Here is an 18880-nt window from a genome sequence, read left to right on the forward strand (position 1 = left end):
CGCGCCCGCAACAACCGCACTCAGCCGCGGGCGCGCAGCCTGCCGCGCGCCGCGCTGCGCACGACCTCCTCGGCGACCTGGGCGATCTTCATGTTGTGCGTGCGGGCCAGGGTGCGCAGCTGCCGGAACGACTCGGTCGGCTCGACGCCGCCGCGCTCGGCGAGCACCCCCTTGGCCTGTTCGATCAGCACCCGGGTGTCCAGCGCGGCCTGCAACTGCTCGGCGAGGGTCTGCCGCTGCCGCAGGGCGCGCTCGGTGCTGATCCCCAGCGCCGCCATGTCCGCGAGCGCGTGCACCGCGGTGATCGCCTCGGCGTCGAACGGCCGGTCGGCGACCCGGTACAGGCACACCGCGCCCACGGTGGCGCCGCGCAGCCGCATCGGGACGCCGTGCGCGTGCGCCAGACCCGCCGCCGCGGCGGTGTCGGCGAACCCGGGCCAGTCCGAGACGGGGCCCGCCACGTCCGCGCCGGTGTGGAACGCGATCGCGCCGGGACCGTGCGCGCACTGCCGGTCGAACAGGTCCGATAGCCGCTCATCGCCCGGGAGGGGGTCCGTCGACCGGAGGGTCCCGTCACCGTCGGCCAGCAGCACCGCGGTGGCGTCGGCGTCGGCGAACTCCGCGCAGGCCGCCGCGAGTTGTCGCAGGTAGGGCAGCAACGCGAAATCGATCGCCAGGGTGTCGGACAACTCGATCAGCACTTCGGCAAGTCGTGCTCGCGTCGCCATGGTTCGCGCCTCGCTCGGGTATTCGTGAAATGGCCTCGGGTTATCGCCTGATCGACGGTCACCCGACCACTGCGCCTTGTGTTCTCCCAGTGATACCGTCCTGCCTTGGCCAGGCCATCTGCGGACGGTCAACGTTTCGTCAACGGGCCGCCGTGCGACCAGCCAGCCGGGCCCGAATCAGCCGGCGCGCGAACCCCGGAGCGCGAACCACAGTGCAATCCGAGACCCACACCGAGCGACCCGCGGTGGTGCTCGTCGAGGACGAGCCCGACCTCGCCGCGATGGCCGGGGACTTCCTGGTCCGCGAGGGCTTCCGCGTGCTGCCCGCCGCCGACGTGCGCGCCGGGCTGCACCTGGTCGAGACCGAGCACGTCGACCTCGTGGTGCTCGACCTCGGCCTGCCCGACGGCAACGGGCTCGACCTGCTGCGCGTGCTGCGCGCTCGCGACCACGCGGTGCCGGTGATCGTGGTGACCGGCCGCGGCGAGGAGGCCGACCGGGTCGTCGGCCTGGAGTTGGGCGCCGACGACTACGTCGTGAAGCCCTACTCACCAAGGGAACTCGCCGCCCGCATCCGCGCGGTCCTGCGCCGCAGCGGTGCCCCGCCAGCCGCGGCGACCGCGATCAGGGTGGGTGGTCTGGTGATCGACACCAACGCCCGGGAGGTGCGCCGCGCGGGCACGCCGATCGCGCTGACCCCGCGCGAGTACGGGCTGGTCGAGTTCCTCGCCGCGGCGCCCGGGCAGACCTTCTCCCGCGAGCAGTTGCTGGACAACGTGTGGGGCTCGTCCTCGCGCTGGCAGGCACCGACCACAGTGGACGAACACGTCTACCGGGTGCGCCGCAAACTCCTCGCCGCGGGCGTCACGGAACCGAGGATCACCACGGTGCGCGGATTCGGATACCGATTGGACCTGTGATGGACTTCGGGCTGCTGTTCGAATGCACGCCTTCGCCCTACCTGGTGCTCGACCCCGGGCTGGTCATCGTCGAGGTGAATCCGGCGTATCTTTCCGCCACCGGGAAAGAACGCGCCGAACTGCTCGGCAAACACATCTTCACCGCCTTCCCGGACAATCCCGACCTGCTCGCCGCCGACGGCGTGCGCAACCTGCGCCGGTCGCTGGACACCGTGCTGCGGACCGGCCGCGCCGACACCATGCCGATCCAGCGCTACGACATCGCCACCGGGCCGGACGGGGTGTTCGAGGAGCGGCACTGGAGCCCGGTGAACACCCCGCTGGTCGACCGGGACGGCGTGATCCGGTACGTGCTGCACCGGGTGGAGGACGTGACCGAGCTGGTCGCGGTGCGCCCGGACGCGCGCCTGGAGCGGTTGGAGGTGGACCTGTTCGTCCGCTCCCGCGAGCTCAAGGTGGCCAACGACCGGTTGGCCGAGGTGGGCGCCGCGCTGCGCCGCGAGCACCTGGCCAAGGACCGGTTCTTCGCCGCGGTCGCGCACGAGCTGCGCAACCCGCTCGGCGCGCTGCGGGCCGCCGCCGAGGTGCTGACCGGCGACGTCGGCGAGCACGCCGCGCTCGGGGTGCTCGAGCGGCAGGTCACGGCGCTCAACCGGATGACGGAGGACCTGCTCGACGCGGGCCGGGTCATCTCCGGCGGGCTGCGGGTGGACCGGCTGCCGGTCGACCTGCGCGAGGTGGTGGCCGACGGGGTCTCCGGGATCGGCGCCCGACCGGTGCTGGTGACCGTGCCGCCCGCCGAGGTGCGCGTGCTGGGCGACCGGGTCCGGTTGGGGCAGGTGCTGGGCAACCTGCTGTCGAACGCGGTCAAGTACAGCCCGGCTGGCTCGACGGTCACGGTGACCCTCACCGCCGACGCGGGCGCCGCCGAGCTGGTGGTCCTCGACGACGGGATCGGCTTCGACGGGGCTCACTCGGACGAGTTGTTCGAGTCGTTCACCCGGGTGGCGGACACCCACGCCAGCGGTCTCGGGGTCGGCCTGTTCGTGGTGCGCGCGGTGGTCGGGTTGCACGGCGGCACGGTGACCGCGCACAGCGACGGACCGGGCACCGGGGCGCGGTTCACCCTGCGGCTTCCGCTGTTCGGGTGACACCGTCCACTGCGGAGCGCACTCTCCGCTGACCGGTCCACACGGGTCGGTAACACCCCCAGGGGCTGCGGCGACTACACCATCGCGGCCCCGTCACCCCCCGACGGCGGGGCCGCTTCTTCTTCCCCGGCTGGCGCGCACAGCCATCCGGCGGCCACCGAAAAGCTCCACCACGTTCACGCCACAGTGGGTTATTCCATGGCAGTCTTCACTCGAAAGTGAAACCAGGGTCACGCTCTGTCGACTTTGGTCACCGTCGGGGAGAGGACACCGCCCATGCGCACCAGTCGCTGGTCCTTGTTAGCCCTCACCGCCTGCCTGGCCACCGCCGTGGTGGTGTCGCAGGCCCAACCTCCCGCCGCGGGAGCAGCCTCGGCCGCGCCCGCGCCGGGTGCCTCGGCAGCGGCGCCGATCACCGTGGCGCAAGCGATCGCGGGCCAGAACGGCGCGTCGGCCACCGTGCGCGGCTACGTCGTCGGCCAGCCCACCGCGACCAGCACCGTGGTGCGGTCGGGCTTCCCGTCCGACTACGCCCTCGCGCTGGCTGACGCCGCGGCCGAGACGAACACCGCGCGCATGGTCTACGTGCAGATCACCACGTCGTTCCGGTCGGCGTACGGGCTCAAGACGAACCCGTCGCTGCTGGGCGCGCAGCTCGACGTCACCGGCTCGCTCAGCGCGTACTTCAGCCACGCGGGCCTCACCTCGACGACCGCGTTCGCCCGGGTCGGCGCGCCGCCGACCAGCACCACCGGCCCGACCACGACGGTGCCCACGACCACCACGGCGCCGCCGACGAGCACCGGCCCGACCGACGACTACTACCGCGCCGCGCTCGGCAAGACCGGTCCGCAGCTCAAGGCCGCGCTGAACCAGATCATCCGGGTCGGCACCAAGCTCAACTACGACCAGGTGTGGGACGCGCTCAAGGTCACCGACCAGGACCCCAACAACGCCAACAACGTCGTCCTGCTCTACAGCGGGCGCTCGCAGAGCAAGTCCAGCAACGGCGGCGGCGCCAACGACTGGAACCGCGAGCACGTCTGGGCCAAGTCGCACGGCGACTTCGGCACCGCGACCGGCCCCGGCACCGATGTGCACCACCTGCGCCCGGAGGACGTCTCGGTCAACTCCAACCGCGGCAACAAGGACTTCGACCTGGGTGGCTCGCCCGCGGCCGAGGCCCCCGGCAACTTCACCGACGCCGACTCGTGGGAGCCGCGCGACACCGTCAAGGGCGACGTGGCCCGCATGATCCTGTACATGGACGTCCGCTACGAGGGCGGCGACGGGTACGTGGACCTGGACGTGAACAACAGCGTCAACAACGGCACGCAGCCCTACCACGGCAAGCTGTCGACGCTGCTGGCCTGGAACACCCAGGACCCGCCGGACGCCTTCGAGAAGCGCCGCAACCAGGTGATCTACGACAGCTTCCAGCACAACCGCAACCCGTTCATCGACCACCCGGAGTGGGTGGCCGCGATCTGGGGCTGAGCCGCGCCCGGTTGAGCCCGAGGGGGCCGTCCGATCCGGACGGCCCCCTCACAGCTTGGCGGTGAACTCCGCCAGGGTGTCCAGCAGCCAGAACTGCCTGCCCCGGTTGGTCTCCCGCTTGAGGTCGCGCAGCGGTCCGCTGCGCTCGAGGTGCTCGCTGATGTCGCCCACGACCGCCAGCAGGATCCGGTAGTTCACGAACTTGCCCGCGAGCGCGCCCGCGAAACCGCTGCTGAGCGCGAAGAAGTTCGGGTCGAGCCGCTCGGCGGGGATGACCACCACCGTCGCCTCGACGCCCCAGGCCTCGCCGATGATGTCGAGCGCGTCCTGCTCGCCGGTCAGCGGCGGCCCGTCCGCCGGGACGTACAACACGTTCTCGGCCGTGGTCATCGGGGTTGTCCTCCCTGGTCGGTCACCGCGTCGATCAGCCGGAGCAGTTCCGCGGTCGTGATGAGCCCGCCGAGCAGCATCACGGTCAGGCTCGCGCGCTCCTCGTCGTAGGACAGCTGGATCCGGACCCGGTCCTCGGTCCCCGGCGCGACCGAGGCGGTGAGCATCGTCGCCACCCGGTCCATGTCCGTGCGGCTGATCGCGTCCACGCGCACCGTGGTCGCCACCTCGACGTGCCTGCTCCGGCGGATCGGCGGTGCCCCGGTCACCGCCTCCAGGTCGGCGCGCGCGATCCGGTACTGCTTGCCGATGCGGACCGCCTTGAGCTTGCCGTCGCGCACGTAGCCGCGCACCGTGCGCACGTGCAGGCCCAACTCCTCCGCCACCTGGTCAACCGAAAGCCACTCCATGTCCCTAAAGTACCCCACGGAGCGCGCGAATAGGGATGTTTACGGAGTGGTGAGCGCGGTCACGACCTTCTCGACGCGGCGCTGGCGGGTCGCGTCGGTCTTGGCGTCCGCCACCGACAGCACGTGGGCGTTCTGGTGGCTGTAGGAGAGCTTGTCGAACGCGGCGCGGGCGCCCGCGTCGGCCAGCGCGGCGGCCAGGTCCTCGGGCACCTCGACCACGCGCGGCTCGGTGTCCAGTTCGATGTCGACCTCGACGTCGTCCCCCGCCGACACCCCTGCCGCGGCGCGGTTCTCCGCGCTGAGCGGCACCATGTACTTCCCGCCGTAAGGACCAACCGTGGTGCGGTAGGTGTGACCGCCGATGGTGATCTTCACGGGTAGCCGCTTCTTGGTGCTTAGCGCGGTGACCACGTCTTCAGGGACCGGTAGGCCGGTCGCGTTCTTGCCGCCCAACTCGACGGTCGTCTGAAATCTCATGGCGAGAGTATTAACCGGGGGTACTCAGAACCGCTGTGTCCACGCCGCAGTATTGGCGGGTGAGCACAGTCCAGGTCGGCCTCGGCACCATCGCGCGCGAGTGGGGGCGCATCGGGTGCGTCGGGTTCGGCGGGCCACCCGCGCACATCGCCCTGCTGCGGGACCTGTGCGTCACCCGGCGCGGGTGGCTGACCGACACCGAGTTCGAGGACGGGATCGCGGTCACCAACCTGTTGCCCGGCCCGGCGTCCACCCAGCTCGCCATCCTCTGCGCGTGGCGGCTGCGCGGCGCGCTGGGCGCCATCGTCGGCGGGTTGTGCTTCATCGTCCCCGGCTTGGTGCTGATCCTCGCGCTCGCGGTCATCTTCCTCGCCGACAACGCACCGGCATGGGTGCTCGGCGCCGCGGCCGGGGCTGGGGCAGCTGTTCCCGCTGTCGCCGCGCACGCCGCCACGGGGCTCGTGCCCGGTAGCTGGAAGCGGGTGGGGACCGAGACACCGGCTCGCGCCCGGTGGGTCGCCTACCTGGTCGCCGGTGGGATCGCCGCCGCAGTCACAGGGCCGTGGGTGGTGCTGGTCCTGGTCATCGCCGGGGTCATGGAGATGTCGGTGCGGGCGCCGTCTGATCGTCGACTGGCCTGGCCGCTGGTTGCCGCGCTCCCCGGCGGTGGGGGATTGGTGTGGGTCGCGGCGAAGGTCGGCGCGCTCTCTTACGGCGGTGGGTTTGTAATCATCCCGCTGATGCGACAGGACGCCGTGCACACCTACGGCTGGATGACCGACTCGCAGTTCCTTAACGCTGTCGCGCTCGGGCAGATCACCCCGGGACCGGTAGTGCAGACAGTCGCTGTGGTCGGCTACGCGGCCGCCGGGATCGCGGGTGGGCTCCTCGCAGCGGCGGTCGCGTTCGCGCCGTCGTTCGTGTTCGTGATCGTAGGCGGGCCGCGGTTGGAACGCTTGCGCGACAACGACCGCGCGCAAGCGTTCCTCACCGGCGCGGGTGCCGCCGCCATCGGTGCCATCGCGGGCGCGGTCGTCCCGCTCGCTTGGTCGCTGCACCAGTGGTGGCAGTTCGCGCTGCTCGCCGTCGCGGTGGTCTGGCTGCTCGTGCTGCGCGGGGGAGTGGTGACCACGCTCGTGGGGGCGGGTGTCGTGGGCGGGTTGATCAGCCTTCTGTGAGGCGGGTGGCCTCGACCCCGGCCAGCAGCAGTTCGAGGCCGACCTCGAAGCTGGCGCGGGCCTCGTGCTCCATGTACGGCACGGTCTCGTTGGGCGTGCTGTCCTTGTTGGTCTCCAACCAGGTCAGCAGCGGGTACCTGGCACCGAAGTCCGGGGCGACCTCGACCAGTTCCGCGGACCTGGCGTACCACCAGTCGTCGTCGGACTGGCCGGTCTCGCGCGCGGCCCGGCGCGAGTCGGTGACCATCCTGGCCGCCCCCTGGACCAGGTGGTTCAGCTGGCTCACCACCCCGCGCAGCACCGGCGCGGACAGCCCGGCGGGTTCCAGCGCGCGCAGCAGCCGCTCGGCCGAGTCCAGTTCGTTGGGGCCGAGCACGGGCCGGGCCATCGACACCTGGAGCACCCACGGGTGGCGCAGGTAGAACGCCCAGAGCTCCTCGGCCCACGCCCGCACCCCGGCCCGCCAGTCCGCGGCCGGACCGACGCCCAGCTCACCGTGGACGTGGTCGTACATCAGGTCCAGCAGCTCGCTCTTGTCGGCGACGTAGGTGTAGAGCGCCATCGCGGTGCGCCCGAGCCGCTCACCGACCGCGCGCATCGACAGCCCGGCCATGCCCTCGGCGTCGGCCACCGCCACCGCGGCCTCGACGATCACGTCCACGCTCAGCGTCGGCCGGGGCCCGGGGCGCACCTCGGCCGCGGCGGCGGCGCGCCAGAGCATGGCCATCGTGCGCCGCGGGTCGCCCTGTGCGGCGAAAACCACCACGCTCATCTCCTTATGGCGTAAAGTGACCGGGCCGAGGTCAGTTTACCCTGTAAGGAATCAACACATGCAGCACGCCGCCGGTCACCCGACCGACCACCCCGCTGACAACCACGACGTCATCGAGGTCAGGGGAGCGCGGGAGAACAACCTGGCCGACATCTCCCTGGACATCCCCAAGCGCAGGCTCACCGTGTTCACCGGGGTCTCCGGCTCCGGCAAGTCGTCGCTGGTGTTCGGCACCATCGCCGCGGAGTCCCAGCGCATGATCAACGAGACCTACACCGCGTTCGTGCAGTCGTTCATGCCCAGCCAGGGCAGGCCGGACGTGGACGCGCTGCACAACCTCAGCGCGGCGATCATCGTCGACCAGGAGCGGATGGGCGCCAACGCCCGCTCCACGGTCGGCACCGCGACCGACGCGTTCACCATGCTGCGCATCCTGTTCTCCCGGCTCGGGTCCCCGCACATCGGCGGCGCCACCGCGTTCAGCTTCAACGCCCCCGAGGGCATGTGCCCGGAGTGCGAGGGGCTCGGCCGGGTGTCGGCGATCGACATCGACGAACTGGTCGACCGGGACCTCTCGCTCAACGAGGGCGCGATCAGCGCGCCCAACTTCGGCGTCGACTCCTGGTACTGGCAGGCGTTCGTGCAGTCCGGCCTGCTCGACCCGGACAAGAAGATCAGGGACTACACCGAAGCCGAACTGGCCGACTTCCTGCACAAGGAGGCCACGAAGATCAAGACCGGCTCGATGAACATCACCTACGAGGGGCTCGTGGTGAAGGTCCAGCGGCTGATGCTGAGCAAGGACCGCGAGTCCATGCAGCCGCACATCCGCGCCTACGTCGACCGGATCGCGACCTTCGCCACCTGCGGCGGCTGCCACGGCAGCAGGCTCAGCCCCGCCGCGCTGTCGGTGACCCTCGCCGGGCGCACCATCGCCGAGTGCGCAGGCATGCAGATCAGCGACCTCGTCGCGTTCGTCGACAAGATCGAGGACCCCTCGGTGGGACCGCTGCTGCTGGTGCTGCGCGACACGCTCAACTCGCTCGTGGAGATCGGGTTGGGCTACCTGAGCCTGGATCGCGAATCGGGCACGTTGTCCGGCGGTGAGTCGCAGCGCGTGAAGATGGTGCGGCACCTGGGGTCCAGCCTCTCCGACGTCACCTACGTGTTCGACGAGCCCACCGTCGGGCTGCACCCGCACGACATCGCCCGGATGAACGACCTGCTGCTGCGGCTGCGCGACAAGGGCAACACGGTGCTGGTCGTGGAGCACAAACCGGAGGTCATCCGGATCGCCGACCACGTCGTCGACCTGGGACCCGGCGCGGGCACCAACGGCGGGAACCTCTGCTACACCGGCGACTTCGCCGGTCTCGCCGCCTCCGACACGCTCACCGGCCGCCACCTCGGGCACCGCGCCCGGCTCCGGCCGACCCCGCGCGCGGCCACCGGGCAGGTCCAGATCCGCGGCGCGAACACCCACAACCTCGACAACGTCGACGTGGACGTGCCGCTGGGCGTGCTCACCGTCGTCACCGGGGTCGCCGGGTCCGGCAAGAGCTCGCTGATCCACGGGTCGCTGTCCAAGCGGCCGGACGTGATCGTGGTCGACCAGTCCGCCATCCGCGGTTCCCGGCGCAGCAACCCCGCCACCTACACCGGCCTGCTCGACCCGATCCGCACCGCCTTCGCCAAGGCCAACGGGGTCAAGGCGGCGCTGTTCAGCGCGAACTCCGAGGGCGCCTGCCCGACCTGCAAGGGCATCGGTCTGGTCTACACGGACCTGGCGATGATGGCCGGGGTCGCCTCGGTGTGCGAGGACTGCGAGGGGCGCCGGTTCACCGCGCAGGTGTTGGCGCACAAGCTCGACGGGCGCTCGATCAGCGACGTGCTCGCCATGTCGATCGCCGAGGCGCACGACTTCCTCAAGGTGCCCGCGGGCCGCCGGATCCTCGACCGGCTGGTCGACGTCGGCCTCGGCTACCTCAGCCTCGGCCAGCCGCTGACCACGCTGTCCGGCGGCGAGCGGCAGCGGCTCAAGCTGGCCATCCGGATGGCGGAGAAGGGGTCCACCTACATCCTCGACGAGCCGACCACCGGCCTGCACCTCGCCGACGTCGACCAGCTCCTCGGGCTGCTGGACCGGTTGGTGGACGACGGGAACACGGTCGTGGTCATCGAGCACCACCAGGCCGTGATGGCGCACGCCGACTGGATCATCGACTTGGGACCGGGCGCCGGGCACGACGGCGGCCGCGTCGTGTTCACCGGCACGCCCGCGGAGCTGGTGCGGCGCGGCGACACGGTGACGGCCCGGCACCTGCGGGAGTACGTGACCTCCTGACGGCGGCTTTGTGACAGCCCGCACCTGACCAGGTACTTACTGCGTAACATCACGGGCAGGGTCGTGGGCGAGGAGGCGCGCGTGGACGGCATCGGCATCTCCGTGACGCTCGACGGCGGCCACTTGTGGGTCACACCGACCAACGCGGTCGGCAGGCTCGCCTTGGGCGGTGGCCCGCTGACGGTCGACTTGCGCGAGATCGCGACGGTCACCGTGCACGACGCCGGGCCGCTGCGCAACGGCAGGCTGGACTTACGCCTGCGGGATGGCCGTAGTTACCAGCTCGCCTTCACCCGCGCTCACCAAGACGACTTCGCTCGCCTGCAAGGCATCCTCGCCGCGCGGCGAGGTCCACAGGTACCGCTGCCTCGTGCTGCGGACCTCGCGACCCCGCTGCGCGGACGGGGGGTGTTCTGCCAGGCGGTCGTGGAGGAAACCGCCGTGGTGCGCGCGTTATCCGGTCCAGCGCCTATAGGGGAGCGGGTGACCCAGGCGGAGTTGCGGTTGCGTGAGGGCTCGGTGCAGGTGCTTGTCGAGGGTTACGCCGTGGGAGTGTTGCCAGAGGATGCCGCCCGCGCGTACCGAGCGCCGCTAGAGCGGGTGGGCGGGTCTGGTCGATGTCGTGTTCGGTTGTGGTGGACTCGGGAGCACACCGAGTTCGCTTGCGCGGTCGCGCTGGACCTCGCCGAGCCGGAATTCGCCGTCCCGCTCAACTCGATCGACCCGCTGGAGCTCTACATCCCGCCGGGTCGGTCCTTCCAGCTGACCAACGAGAACGACCACCTCGACGCGCTCGTGCCGCTGATGGACCGGGCCTACCTGCCGGGTAAGGCGCTGGTGCTGGCCAGCCTGCACCTGGTCGAACGCGCCGGGCCCCGGTCGACCAGTGTGGTCGTGGCGCTGAGGGTGGACGGGCAGGAGATCGGGGAACTCGGGCGGCAGACCTCGGGGCGGTTCCGGTCGCTGGTCGGGCCGCTGGAGGAAGCCGGGGTGCCGTGCTTCGCCGACGTGGCGCTGGTGGGCAACGCCATCGCCGTCGAGGGCCGGGTCCTGCTCACCCCGCCGGAGGAGCTGCCGGACGAGTTCATCCAGCGTGTCCGGGGCCTTCTCCGAGCCTGAGCATCGAGATCAGCCGGTCCAGCACCGCGCCGTCGCTGACCCGCAGCCCGTCGTGCTCGTACTCGGCGGTCAGCCACGGCCGCGCCCCGGCGATCGTGCGCGCGGTCTCCAGCGACAGCTCCCGGGCCACGTACATGTCGTCGTGGTAGACCGCCGCCGCGACCGGGACCTCGTTGGCCCGCAACCGGTCGACGTCGTAGAGCTCGGGCCAGGTCCGCTCGTGGGCCAGCAGGTGCGCGGTCTCCCGGAACGGGGCGAGCGCGGGGTCGGTGTCGAACAGGGCCGGGTAGACCATCTCGCCGGTGAACAGCAGCGGGTCGTCCTTGTCGAACTCGGGGAACTCACTGCGGACCCGCTGAGCGGACCACCCGGTGGCGCCTTCTCCCCGTGCGTAAGAGGCCTCGTGCAGCAGGAAGTACAAGGGAGCGCTGGAAGCCCAGGACAGCTCACGCTCGACGTCAGCCAAGAACGCGTCCGCGAGGTGGGTGCCGTCGAAGGGGGCTTCAAGCAGGTAGTGCAAGCGGGTGCTGCCGGTCGCTGAGCCCAGCAGGTTTCCCAGGGCCTGAAACGCTTCCACAGTGAGTGGGCGGCCGTTGGGGAGGTGGACTGCGTTGTCCTTGAGGAACCGGGCGACGTTGTGCGCGCGTTCGATGTCTTGTGGGTAGCGCTCGTAGTGTGCGGCGTTCTTGCCGACGACTGTCCTATAGAGGAGTCGGTAGACATCGTCCGCTGTGGACTCTAGGCCGGGGAGGCCACCCGTGATGAAGACCTCGCTGAGCCCGTGCGGCGCGAAAGACAGGTAGGTGACGGCGCAGTAACCGCCAAAGCTCTGGCCAAGGAGCGTCCACTTGTCACTGGTCATCTGCTGCCGGATGAGCTCCGCGTCGCGCACGATGGAGTCGGCGCGGAAGTGCTTCAGGTAGTCGGCCTGCTGCTGCGGAGTTCCTTGCTTGGCAAGGGAGTGCCGGGTGACCGGGGTAGACCTACCGGTGCCGCGCTGGTCTAGGAGTAGGAGGCGATAGTCGGTAAGGGCGCGGCGGAGCCAGCCTTCGCCACCCAGCGGCCTTGGCGACGGGAAGCCGGGGCCGCCGTTGAGATAGAGGAGGTAAGGGAGGTCCGTTCGTCCTCTTGTGACCTCTCGCGCATAGACCTCAATGGTCTCGCCGTCCGGCTTGGCGTGGTCCAGCGGGACGCGGAAGGTGCGGTCGAGGGTGGTGATGGTCATACCGTGCCCGCGCTCTGCCACGCGGCGATGCTGGCCTCCAGGTGCTCGGGTCCGCGCTCAGCGGGCGTCCAGATGCCTTCGTGGACCACGACCGCGGCGTCATCCGGCAGGTCTGCCGCCTTATAGAGGACCGGGTGCCGAGTCGTAATGTCACCCAAGTAGGCCAAGGCGAGGTCATCCGCGCCGTAGCCACGCTCGTCGAGGACGTCATAGAGCCCCTCGCTGCGCGCGAGCCACACCGGCGCCCTATCGCCGTCCACAATGGATTTGCTGGTCAACGCCCACACGTCCGGGCTGGTGGGGAAGGGGAACTCCGCGCCCAGCTCACCGAGCAACCGCCACGGCCCCGCCTGCTGCTCCGAAACCGGTCCCCAAGCCCACGGCTGCGACACCCGGCAATCCTCGTCCGCGTCGGCATCCCACGGCCACCGCCCGTCCCCGTCCGGCCACAGCAGCACCGACATCGGCACCGGCTCGCGGTAGAAGTGCAGCACCGAGTCGAGCAACCCCCCGAACCACGACTCGTGCACCGGCCGCAACCGGGTCACCGCCCCGTCGACCACCCCACCGAACTCCTCGTCCGGCCCCGGCCACCCCTGCGCGCGCCCCACTTCGACGAACCGGCTCAACCACCCGATCATGTCGTCGGTGTCCAGCCCGAACATCACGACATCCGGCACCCCGGCGCTGTGCCACAGCCCCACGGTGTGCGCGAAGTCGAACTGCGCCCCGGTGACCTCGACAACCCCCGCCCCGTAGTCGGTGATCGCCTCGAGCATCTCGGCGAACCCCTCGTCCCGGTCCCCCACGCACAACTGGCAGCGGCATCTCACGTCCGGACTGTACCGACCCGCCACCGCCCCCCGTGATCGTTCCCGGTTGCCACGGTCACAGCCGACCACCCGCCACGTGCGCGAGGTGGTGCGAGGTCGCCATGGCGACCCACCGCGGCACCGCGCCCGCCGCGCGCCCCTGCCCGCACTCGCGCAACTCCCGATCACCCCACGAGAACTCCGCCCCGGCGAAGTCCTGGCGGGCGAGCAACTCCTCGGCGAGCTCACCGAACGCCTCCGCCGCCGCGCCCGCCGTGTCCGACCGCGGCTTCCGGCGGAGGCTGACCGTGCGGCGCTCGACGGTGTAATGCAGGAAGGGAAAGGGATTCCGGCCGTGCGAAGCGCCCACCGCGGGCGGGTTGGGGTGGACCACCCCGTAGTCCCCGTAGCGGACGTCGACCTCCGCGCTGACCCGTTCCCACAGCTCGACCTCGGCGCGGTCGCGCACGCTCGTGGCGTAGTCGGTCCGCTTGGCCGGGATCGACCCGGCCAGCAGCGTGGTCGAGACCTGCCCCACCTCCAGCGCCGACACCAGGTCGACCACCCGCTCGGCCCGCACCGGCCGCGCGGCGTCCACGAACCCGACGTCCAGCACGACGTGCACCGCCCCACCGACCGCGGCCACCACCCGCCGCACCCGATCGCGGATGTGACCCGGCGGCCGGTCGAGGCCCCGCACCCGCACGGCCACCTCGCGGTCCCGGCGCCCGCGCAGCAGCGCCACCCCGCGCAGGTCCCGTTCGCTGGGGGAGTCCGACAGCACCGGGACCAGGCACGGCACGTCCGGGGCCAACAGCCCCAACTCAGCCTCGATCAGCTCGTCCAGCAACACCAGCGGACCGCCGGGGTGGCGCGCCACCGAGTTCCCGGCCCCCAACAACCGGGCGTCGACCCACGGCGGCCGCCCCCGCTCGACCATGAGCGTCCCGGCCTTGACCAGCATCGGCAGCACCCGCCCGCCCTCGGCGGACAACGAGTCGAGCAACTCCACCACCGCGGTCGGCCCGTTCTCGCGCCCCCAATCCTCCCGCCCCGCGGCCTCCAGCTCGCCCGCCTTGGTCCGCAGCACGACCACAGCCCCCATGAGCACGCCTCCCCGCCGGTAGGCCTTACTTCGATCATGGGCAGCGGCTCTTGCTGTGGCGCCCGCCAGACGAGTGAAGGTGTGCTTAAGGTGGTCAGCGTGAGCCAGGCGTCGCTCTATGCGGGGAGTGCTGAGTACTACACGCGAGGCCGAATGCCGTACCCGCAAGCCGTTGTCGAAGTGCTCGCAGCAGAGGCTGGCTATGGCCGAGTTCTCGACGTTGGTTGCGGACCGGGGTCGTTGAGCCTGCCACTGGCCCGGTTGTGCGAAGAGGTCGTGGGGATCGATGCCGATCGGGGGATGGTCGACCAAGCCGCCCTTGCCTCGGATGGGCTGACCAACACCCGCTGGCTGCACCTGCGCGCCGAAGACCTGCCCGCCGGTCTAGGTGCGTTCCGGCTCGTGACATTCGCCCAGTCGTTTCACTGGATGGACCGGCCGAGAGTTGCCCAGGCGGTGCACGGGATGCTGGCGGCCGGGGGAGTATGCGCCCACATCCACGCCACCACCCACCAAGGCATCGAGACGGACGCCGAGCTACCCCACCCACAGCCGCCACACGCTGCAATCGCTGAGCTGGTGCGTAAGTACCTCGGCCCAGTCCGCCGCGCAGGCAACAAACTCCTCCCCAACGGCACAGCGTCCGGTGAGGATGAGATCTACCGGGCTGCCGGTTTCACCAAGTCCCGCCGCGTAGAGATCCCCGGCATCCTCATGACCCGCACGGCGGACGACGTAGTCGCAGCCGTGTTCTCCCTCTCTAGCTCAACCCCACACCTGTTAGGCACCAACCAAGCCGCCTTCGAGGCCGACCTACGCCACCTACTAGAGAACACCAGCCCAACCGGCACCTTCAGCGAACTAACCCACAAGACCGTCATCGACCTCTGGCGGCCGTGAGCTCTCATCCACGGAATGCTGCTGGTTCTCCTTCAACGTTCTACCGCGAGCGTCTTTCCACTCGGTCCGGCCGTTCTTGGCGCCCCCCGCGAGCACACTCGCGGCGCTCGAGGGACTGTCGAAGACGTAAGTCCTGGTGAGGCGGATCTGGTCATTGCCGTGGTCGACCAACACGCCCTCGCGCAGCAACTTCTCCCGAAGCGCCAAGTACCCCGACGACATCGTCTTGACGTCACGCCTTCCCACTGCGCCTTCGAACACGGTGAAGCCACGTGGGTCGTCCGCGCCCTCCGCAACGGTGAGCTGGGTCTTCAGGAAGTACTGGTTGACTGGGGGCGCCGACCTGGCTGCGGCAGGAGCGCCCACGGCCGTGCTGGAGACCGCGGGCGTCTCGAACGCGTGCACGCCGACAATGGGCAGGATCAGCAACATGTTGGCGAGAAAGGTCTCCATGTCGGCGATCTCGGGCTCGCTGAGCCACGGCACCTTGGGGGCTGTCCCGTTGTCGAGTTGCACGGAGTTGGCCTTTGCGGCCATGTCGATCAGCCGTGCTTCCAGGTAGCGGACGTGCGCCTTGTTGAGCGAGTCGTCGGTCGTGGTGAGCACGTAGGCGTTGGTCCAGAAGTCCTTGGACCGCTGGTGCGCGTCCAGCCGGATGTCGACCACATCACCCTCGCCGATGTAGAGGACATCGGTCCCTTTGCCCTCGGTGTCGGGTCCGGTCAGCAGGTAGACCCCGGTCTGCTGGAACTCCTTGCGAGACCGCGCTCGGGCGTAGTCCGCGCGGGAGAACGCGAGGCACATGCCCGTCCACTGGCTTCGCTCCACGAGCCGGATTCCCTGCGGCACGCCATCGGCGAGGAACAGGCGAATCGTGGCACCACGCGGCCCAGCTTGACTCATGGCCCGATTGAACCAGGCGTGCTGCTCCCTATAGGCGGCAACAGCGGGGAGTTGGCCTGTTCGAGCGACCGAACAGACCAACCCTCTCGCTACCAGCCGCGCTCGCGCCATTCGGCGAGGTGTGGGCGTTGCTCACCCAAAGTCGAGTCGTCGCCGTGGCCTGGGTAGAACCAGGTGTTGTCGGGGAGGACGTCGAAGAGTCGGGTGGTTACGTCGTCTAGCAAAGAGGTGAAGGTTTCGGGGGACCACGTCTTGCCCACGCCCCCGGGGAAGAGCGAGTCGCCCGTGAAGAGGTGGGGTGTGCCGGTTGGGTCGCGGTAGAGCAGGGCGATGGAGCCTGGGGTGTGGCCGCGGAGGTGGATGACCTCCAGGTCGGCCTCACCGACCTTGATCACCTCTCCGTGCTCCACCAAGCGGTCCGGGGGGACCGGGAGGGGGTCGGCGTCCAGGGCGTGTGCGATGGTGTTGGCGCCGAACGCGCCCGCTGTGGCGCCGAGGGCTTGCCAGTGGTCGCCGTGCTGGTGGGTGGTGACGATGGTGCGCAGGGTCGGCCGGTCCTGGCCGTAGCCGATCAGGTCGGAGAGGCGCTCGGGGTCGTTCGCGGCGTCCACCAGCAGCGCCTCGCGGGTGGCCAGACAGGTGAGCAGGTAGGCGTTGTTGTCCATCGGGCCGACCGACACCTTGGTGATGGTCAGCGCGGGGAGGGTGCGGCGGGCAGCGGCACCGCCGGGTTCGACGTGCCCGGTGTAGTCGACGAGGTCCACGGGGGCCGACGGTACCTCCTCCAGCGGACCCCGGTCCCGCCCCTTATCCTGTTACCAGAGCGTGACCTGAAACTCGCCCCCTGTCGCCGACACCTGTGAGCTCGTGCTGACCTCAGAGACAGCGAACCAGAAGCGGTCCCCGCGCAAGATCAGCTGGGACGTGCTGCGCGTCGTGGCCGTGTACTCGGTCGTGATCCAGCACATCACCCACCAGTCGCCGATCAACCACGCGGAACTCGGGCCTTACCCGTTCGTGCTCCCGCTGCAGTTCGGCGCGAGCACCCTGTTGGTGATCTCCGCCTTCTTCGTCTGCGTGACCGTGCGCCGCGGCGCCACCAAGCGCTGGTTGTTCAGCCGGGTCGCCCGGTTGCTCCCGGCGTACGTGGTCGCGGTCGTCATCACATACGCGGTCTCGCGCGCGGTCGCCGCCCAGTTCGGGTGGTACCTGCCGACGCACACCGACCTGGTGGCCAACCTGTTCCTCGTGCAGGCGTGGTCACCGGAGTTCCACTGGGTCGACGCGTCCTACTGGACGCTGCCGGTGCAGATCATGTCCTTCCTGCTCGCCGCCCTGCTGTGGCCGCGCGGCTGGCTGCGCGGCAAGGCGCTGCCTGTCACCCTGTGGGCCCTGGTCGTGGTCCCGCTGGTGATCCGGTTCGCCTGGCGGCACGACGACGCGGCGCAGTGGATCAAGTCCGCGTTCGACGGGCTGGCGCTGCACCGGGTCGCGCTCTTCGGCGTCGGCGTGGCGATCTGGCTGTGGACCAGGCACCGGCTCTCCGGCGCGCACCTGGCGGTCTACCTGGTCGCCGTGCTGGTCGCCCAGGACGCGCACTCCTACTTCGTCGACACCCCGTCGACCATCGCCTTCGGCGTCATCCTGGTCGGCATCGTCGCCGCCGCGGGCGGACCCGACTGGGGCGTCTTACGCGGCCTCACCCGCCCCATCCGCTGGCTGGCGGGGATCTCCTTCGGCGTCTACCTCGTGCACCAGGAACTCGGCTTCGTCCTGGCCAGGTACCTGCTCGACAAGGGCATCGGGCCCTGGGGCAGGTTGTTCGCCTGCGCCGCCATGGCCGTGCTGCTCGGCTGGGCCATCACCAAGCTCGTCGAACGCCCCGCGCACCGCTGGCTGACCGCGCGCGGCCCGACCGCGTGGGCCTGGCTGCGGGCCAGGGTTCAGCCCCAGGCACCCAGCTCCGGCAGCGCCCCGGTCAGGCCGGTCCCGGCCGTCCTGCCGGTCAACCACCCCAGCACCGCCGCCGCGTCCCCGGCGACCTCGCGCGAGCTCGACGACTGGTCCGCGATGGCCAGCTCCCAGGTGCGCTGACGCCCGTCCGGCAGGTCCGCGACCAGCCGCAGCGGCGCGCCGTCGGCGCGCGACCGGTACGGGCGGACCGCCAGGTCCAGCAGCCGGTCCAGGTGCGCGGCGGGGATCTCGGCGTAGCCGACGCCGCGGTCGAGGTCGACCAGGTGGTTCCACGCCTCGAACAGCGCGAGCTCCGGGACCTCCGCGGCGGGCAGCGCCCGACCGGACGGGTGCAGCACCGTCGCGGTCCAGTCGGCCTCCCCCATCCGGGCGATGGCGGTGTGGAATCGGTCACACGCGGCGTAGAGGTCCTCGCGGATCACCTGCGGCAGCCGCGCCGCCCCGTCGGCGATGTCGGCGTCGCGGTCGGCCCTGCTGGTGTACGCCGGGTGCTCGACCCCGGTCCGCGCCCAGGTCAGCAGGTTGACCAGCGCGTCGGCGTTGCGCGCCAGGTGGCTCACCACGTGCCCGCGCGACCAGCCGGGTAGCCCGCTCGGCTCCCGGTAGGCCGCGTCCGGCAGGTCGCCGACCACCCGGTGCAGCACCACCCACGCCTCGCGCACGGCCTGGTGGGCCGACTCGGCCCGGCTCGCGCCGTCGGCGCGGCGCTGACCAGGCAGCTCCGGCCGCGCGGCCGCCGCGTCGGCGGTCTCGGTCGTGTTCGTGGACGTGTTCGACACGCTCATACCCACCCCCGGACTGGAGTTGCTGCGGTGATCGGAGCAACGCGCTCCCGCCTCCAGCGTAGGCCGCTGCGCCTACCGGTGGGTACCGCTCCGCGAGTGCACGCCCGGAACCGGTCGGCCAGAATTGTCGGTGCCCCGATCTACCATGCCCCACGCCACCCCTGTGGCCTCCGACGTGCCTGTGGACCCG

General features: G+C 70.5%; 18 protein-coding genes and 2 pseudogenes. 9 read left to right on the forward strand and 11 right to left on the reverse strand.

All coding sequences use genetic code 11. The annotated features are described in order from the left end of the window. Positions 1–20: 20 nt before the first annotated feature. Positions 21–728: an ANTAR domain-containing protein gene (locus tag LV75_RS03945; protein WP_253885230.1), complete on the reverse strand. Its 708-nt coding sequence runs from the start codon at positions 726–728 to the stop codon at positions 21–23. Positions 729–940: 212 nt separating this feature from the next. Between LV75_RS03945 and LV75_RS03950 the strand changes: the two genes are divergently transcribed. From LV75_RS03950 to LV75_RS35800, 4 genes and pseudogenes are all read left to right on the forward strand, one after another. After that, positions 941–1648, forward strand: a complete 708-nt coding sequence (locus tag LV75_RS03950) for a response regulator transcription factor (RefSeq protein WP_253885231.1) — start codon at positions 941–943, stop codon at positions 1646–1648. Next, complete coding sequence (locus tag LV75_RS03955) at positions 1648–2799, forward strand: sensor histidine kinase (RefSeq protein WP_253885232.1); 1152 nt, start codon at positions 1648–1650, stop codon at positions 2797–2799. The genes LV75_RS03950 and LV75_RS03955 overlap by 1 nt, the downstream gene beginning before the upstream one ends. A 276-nt stretch (positions 2800–3075) precedes the next feature. Next, a pseudogene (locus tag LV75_RS35795) lies at positions 3076–3507 on the forward strand (DUF6359 domain-containing protein); the annotation flags it as partial. Between the two features lie 60 nt (positions 3508–3567). Beyond that, positions 3568–4296 carry an endonuclease I family protein gene (locus LV75_RS35800; RefSeq protein WP_372504137.1) on the forward strand — a complete coding sequence of 243 codons (729 nt, stop codon included), beginning with the start codon at positions 3568–3570 and terminating at the stop codon, positions 4294–4296. Positions 4297–4344: 48 nt separating this feature from the next. Here LV75_RS35800 and LV75_RS03965 read toward each other — a convergent pair whose 3' ends face one another. Genes LV75_RS03965 through LV75_RS03975 form a run of 3 tightly spaced genes read right to left on the reverse strand, consistent with a single transcriptional unit; the run spans position 4345 to position 5573 of the window. After that, positions 4345–4686: a DUF4180 domain-containing protein gene (locus LV75_RS03965; protein WP_253885234.1), complete on the reverse strand. Its 342-nt coding sequence runs from the start codon at positions 4684–4686 to the stop codon at positions 4345–4347. After that, on the reverse strand, positions 4683–5096 hold the full coding sequence (locus tag LV75_RS03970; RefSeq protein ID WP_253885235.1) for a helix-turn-helix domain-containing protein: 414 nt from the start codon (positions 5094–5096) through the stop codon (positions 4683–4685). Before LV75_RS03970 ends, LV75_RS03965 begins: the two co-directional genes overlap by 4 nt. 39 nt (positions 5097–5135) lie before the next feature. Then, positions 5136–5573: a YdeI/OmpD-associated family protein gene (locus LV75_RS03975; protein WP_253885236.1), complete on the reverse strand. Its 438-nt coding sequence runs from the start codon at positions 5571–5573 to the stop codon at positions 5136–5138. Between the two features lie 59 nt (positions 5574–5632). Between LV75_RS03975 and LV75_RS35385 the strand changes: the two genes are divergently transcribed. Continuing rightward, positions 5633–6751, forward strand: a complete 1119-nt coding sequence (locus tag LV75_RS35385) for a chromate transporter (protein ID WP_253885237.1) — start codon at positions 5633–5635, stop codon at positions 6749–6751. Here LV75_RS35385 and LV75_RS03985 read toward each other — a convergent pair. Further along, positions 6738–7523, reverse strand: coding sequence for a TetR/AcrR family transcriptional regulator C-terminal domain-containing protein (locus tag LV75_RS03985; protein WP_301318599.1), 786 nt, complete (start codon positions 7521–7523; stop codon positions 6738–6740). The two genes, LV75_RS35385 and LV75_RS03985, sit on opposite strands and share 14 nt — an antisense overlap. A gap of 58 nt (positions 7524–7581) precedes the next feature. Between LV75_RS03985 and LV75_RS03990 the strand changes: the two genes are divergently transcribed. Together LV75_RS03990 and LV75_RS03995 are read left to right on the forward strand one after the other, a co-directional pair. Beyond that, on the forward strand, positions 7582–9867 hold the full coding sequence (locus LV75_RS03990; protein WP_253885238.1) for an ATP-binding cassette domain-containing protein: 2286 nt from the start codon (positions 7582–7584) through the stop codon (positions 9865–9867). A 63-nt stretch (positions 9868–9930) separates the two neighbouring features. Then, the gene (locus LV75_RS03995) at positions 9931–10986 is read left to right on the forward strand and encodes a DUF4429 domain-containing protein (RefSeq protein ID WP_253885239.1); all 1056 of its coding nucleotides are present in this window, start codon (positions 9931–9933) and stop codon (positions 10984–10986) included. Here the strand turns inward: LV75_RS03995 and LV75_RS04000 are convergent. Genes LV75_RS04000 through LV75_RS04010 form a run of 3 tightly spaced genes read right to left on the reverse strand, consistent with a single transcriptional unit; the run spans position 10952 to position 14128 of the window. After that, entirely contained in the window at positions 10952–12232 is a 1281-nt protein-coding gene (locus tag LV75_RS04000) for an alpha/beta fold hydrolase (RefSeq protein ID WP_253885240.1), read from the reverse strand. The genes LV75_RS03995 and LV75_RS04000 overlap by 35 nt on opposite strands. After that, a complete protein-coding gene (locus tag LV75_RS04005) occupies positions 12208–13044 on the reverse strand; it encodes a DUF4262 domain-containing protein (RefSeq protein WP_253885241.1) in 837 nt (278 codons plus the stop codon). Before LV75_RS04005 ends, LV75_RS04000 begins: the two co-directional genes overlap by 25 nt. 55 nt (positions 13045–13099) lie before the next feature. Further along, on the reverse strand, positions 13100–14128 hold the full coding sequence (locus LV75_RS04010) for a beta family protein (protein ID WP_253885242.1): 1029 nt from the start codon (positions 14126–14128) through the stop codon (positions 13100–13102). Positions 14129–14227: 99 nt separating this feature from the next. Here LV75_RS04010 and LV75_RS04015 point away from each other — a divergent pair, with 99 nt between their 5' ends. Next, positions 14228–15028, forward strand: coding sequence for a class I SAM-dependent methyltransferase (locus LV75_RS04015; protein ID WP_253885243.1), 801 nt, complete (start codon positions 14228–14230; stop codon positions 15026–15028). Here the strand turns inward: LV75_RS04015 and LV75_RS04020 are convergent. After that, a complete protein-coding gene (locus LV75_RS04020) occupies positions 14990–15931 on the reverse strand; it encodes a GIY-YIG nuclease family protein (RefSeq protein WP_253885244.1) in 942 nt (313 codons plus the stop codon). The two genes, LV75_RS04015 and LV75_RS04020, sit on opposite strands and share 39 nt — an antisense overlap. 89 nt (positions 15932–16020) lie before the next feature. Further along, positions 16021–16695, reverse strand: coding sequence for an MBL fold metallo-hydrolase (locus tag LV75_RS04025; protein WP_253885245.1), 675 nt, complete (start codon positions 16693–16695; stop codon positions 16021–16023). Positions 16696–16798: 103 nt separating this feature from the next. On the opposite strand from LV75_RS04025, the gene LV75_RS04030 reads away from it, so the two are divergent. Then, a complete protein-coding gene (locus LV75_RS04030; protein ID WP_253885246.1) occupies positions 16799–18025 on the forward strand; it encodes an acyltransferase family protein in 1227 nt (408 codons plus the stop codon). On the opposite strand, the pseudogene LV75_RS04035 reads toward LV75_RS04030, so the two are convergent. Further along, positions 17989–18690: pseudogene (locus tag LV75_RS04035) on the reverse strand (maleylpyruvate isomerase N-terminal domain-containing protein); the annotation flags it as partial. The gene LV75_RS04030 and the pseudogene LV75_RS04035 sit on opposite strands and share 37 nt — an antisense overlap. Between the last annotated feature and the right edge of the window lie 190 nt (positions 18691–18880).

Source organism: Actinokineospora diospyrosa, assembly GCF_024171925.1.
GTDB classification, from domain to species: Bacteria; Actinomycetota; Actinomycetes; order Mycobacteriales; family Pseudonocardiaceae; genus Actinokineospora; species Actinokineospora diospyrosa.

Coding starts and splice junctions, on each gene's coding strand:
- LV75_RS03945 (WP_253885230.1), bottom strand. CDS start 728: ATGGCGACGCGAGCACGACTTGCCGAAGTGCTGATCGAGTTGTCCGAC.
- LV75_RS03955 (WP_253885232.1), top strand. CDS start 1,648: ATGGACTTCGGGCTGCTGTTCGAATGCACGCCTTCGCCCTACCTGGTG.
- LV75_RS03965 (WP_253885234.1), bottom strand. CDS start 4,686: ATGACCACGGCCGAGAACGTGTTGTACGTCCCGGCGGACGGGCCGCCG.
- LV75_RS03970 (WP_253885235.1), bottom strand. CDS start 5,096: ATGGAGTGGCTTTCGGTTGACCAGGTGGCGGAGGAGTTGGGCCTGCAC.
- LV75_RS03975 (WP_253885236.1), bottom strand. CDS start 5,573: ATGAGATTTCAGACGACCGTCGAGTTGGGCGGCAAGAACGCGACCGGC.
- LV75_RS03985 (WP_301318599.1), bottom strand. CDS start 7,523: ATGAGCGTGGTGGTTTTCGCCGCACAGGGCGACCCGCGGCGCACGATG.
- LV75_RS03990 (WP_253885238.1), top strand. CDS start 7,582: ATGCAGCACGCCGCCGGTCACCCGACCGACCACCCCGCTGACAACCAC.
- LV75_RS04010 (WP_253885242.1), bottom strand. CDS start 14,128: ATGGGGGCTGTGGTCGTGCTGCGGACCAAGGCGGGCGAGCTGGAGGCC.
- LV75_RS04020 (WP_253885244.1), bottom strand. CDS start 15,931: ATGAGTCAAGCTGGGCCGCGTGGTGCCACGATTCGCCTGTTCCTCGCC.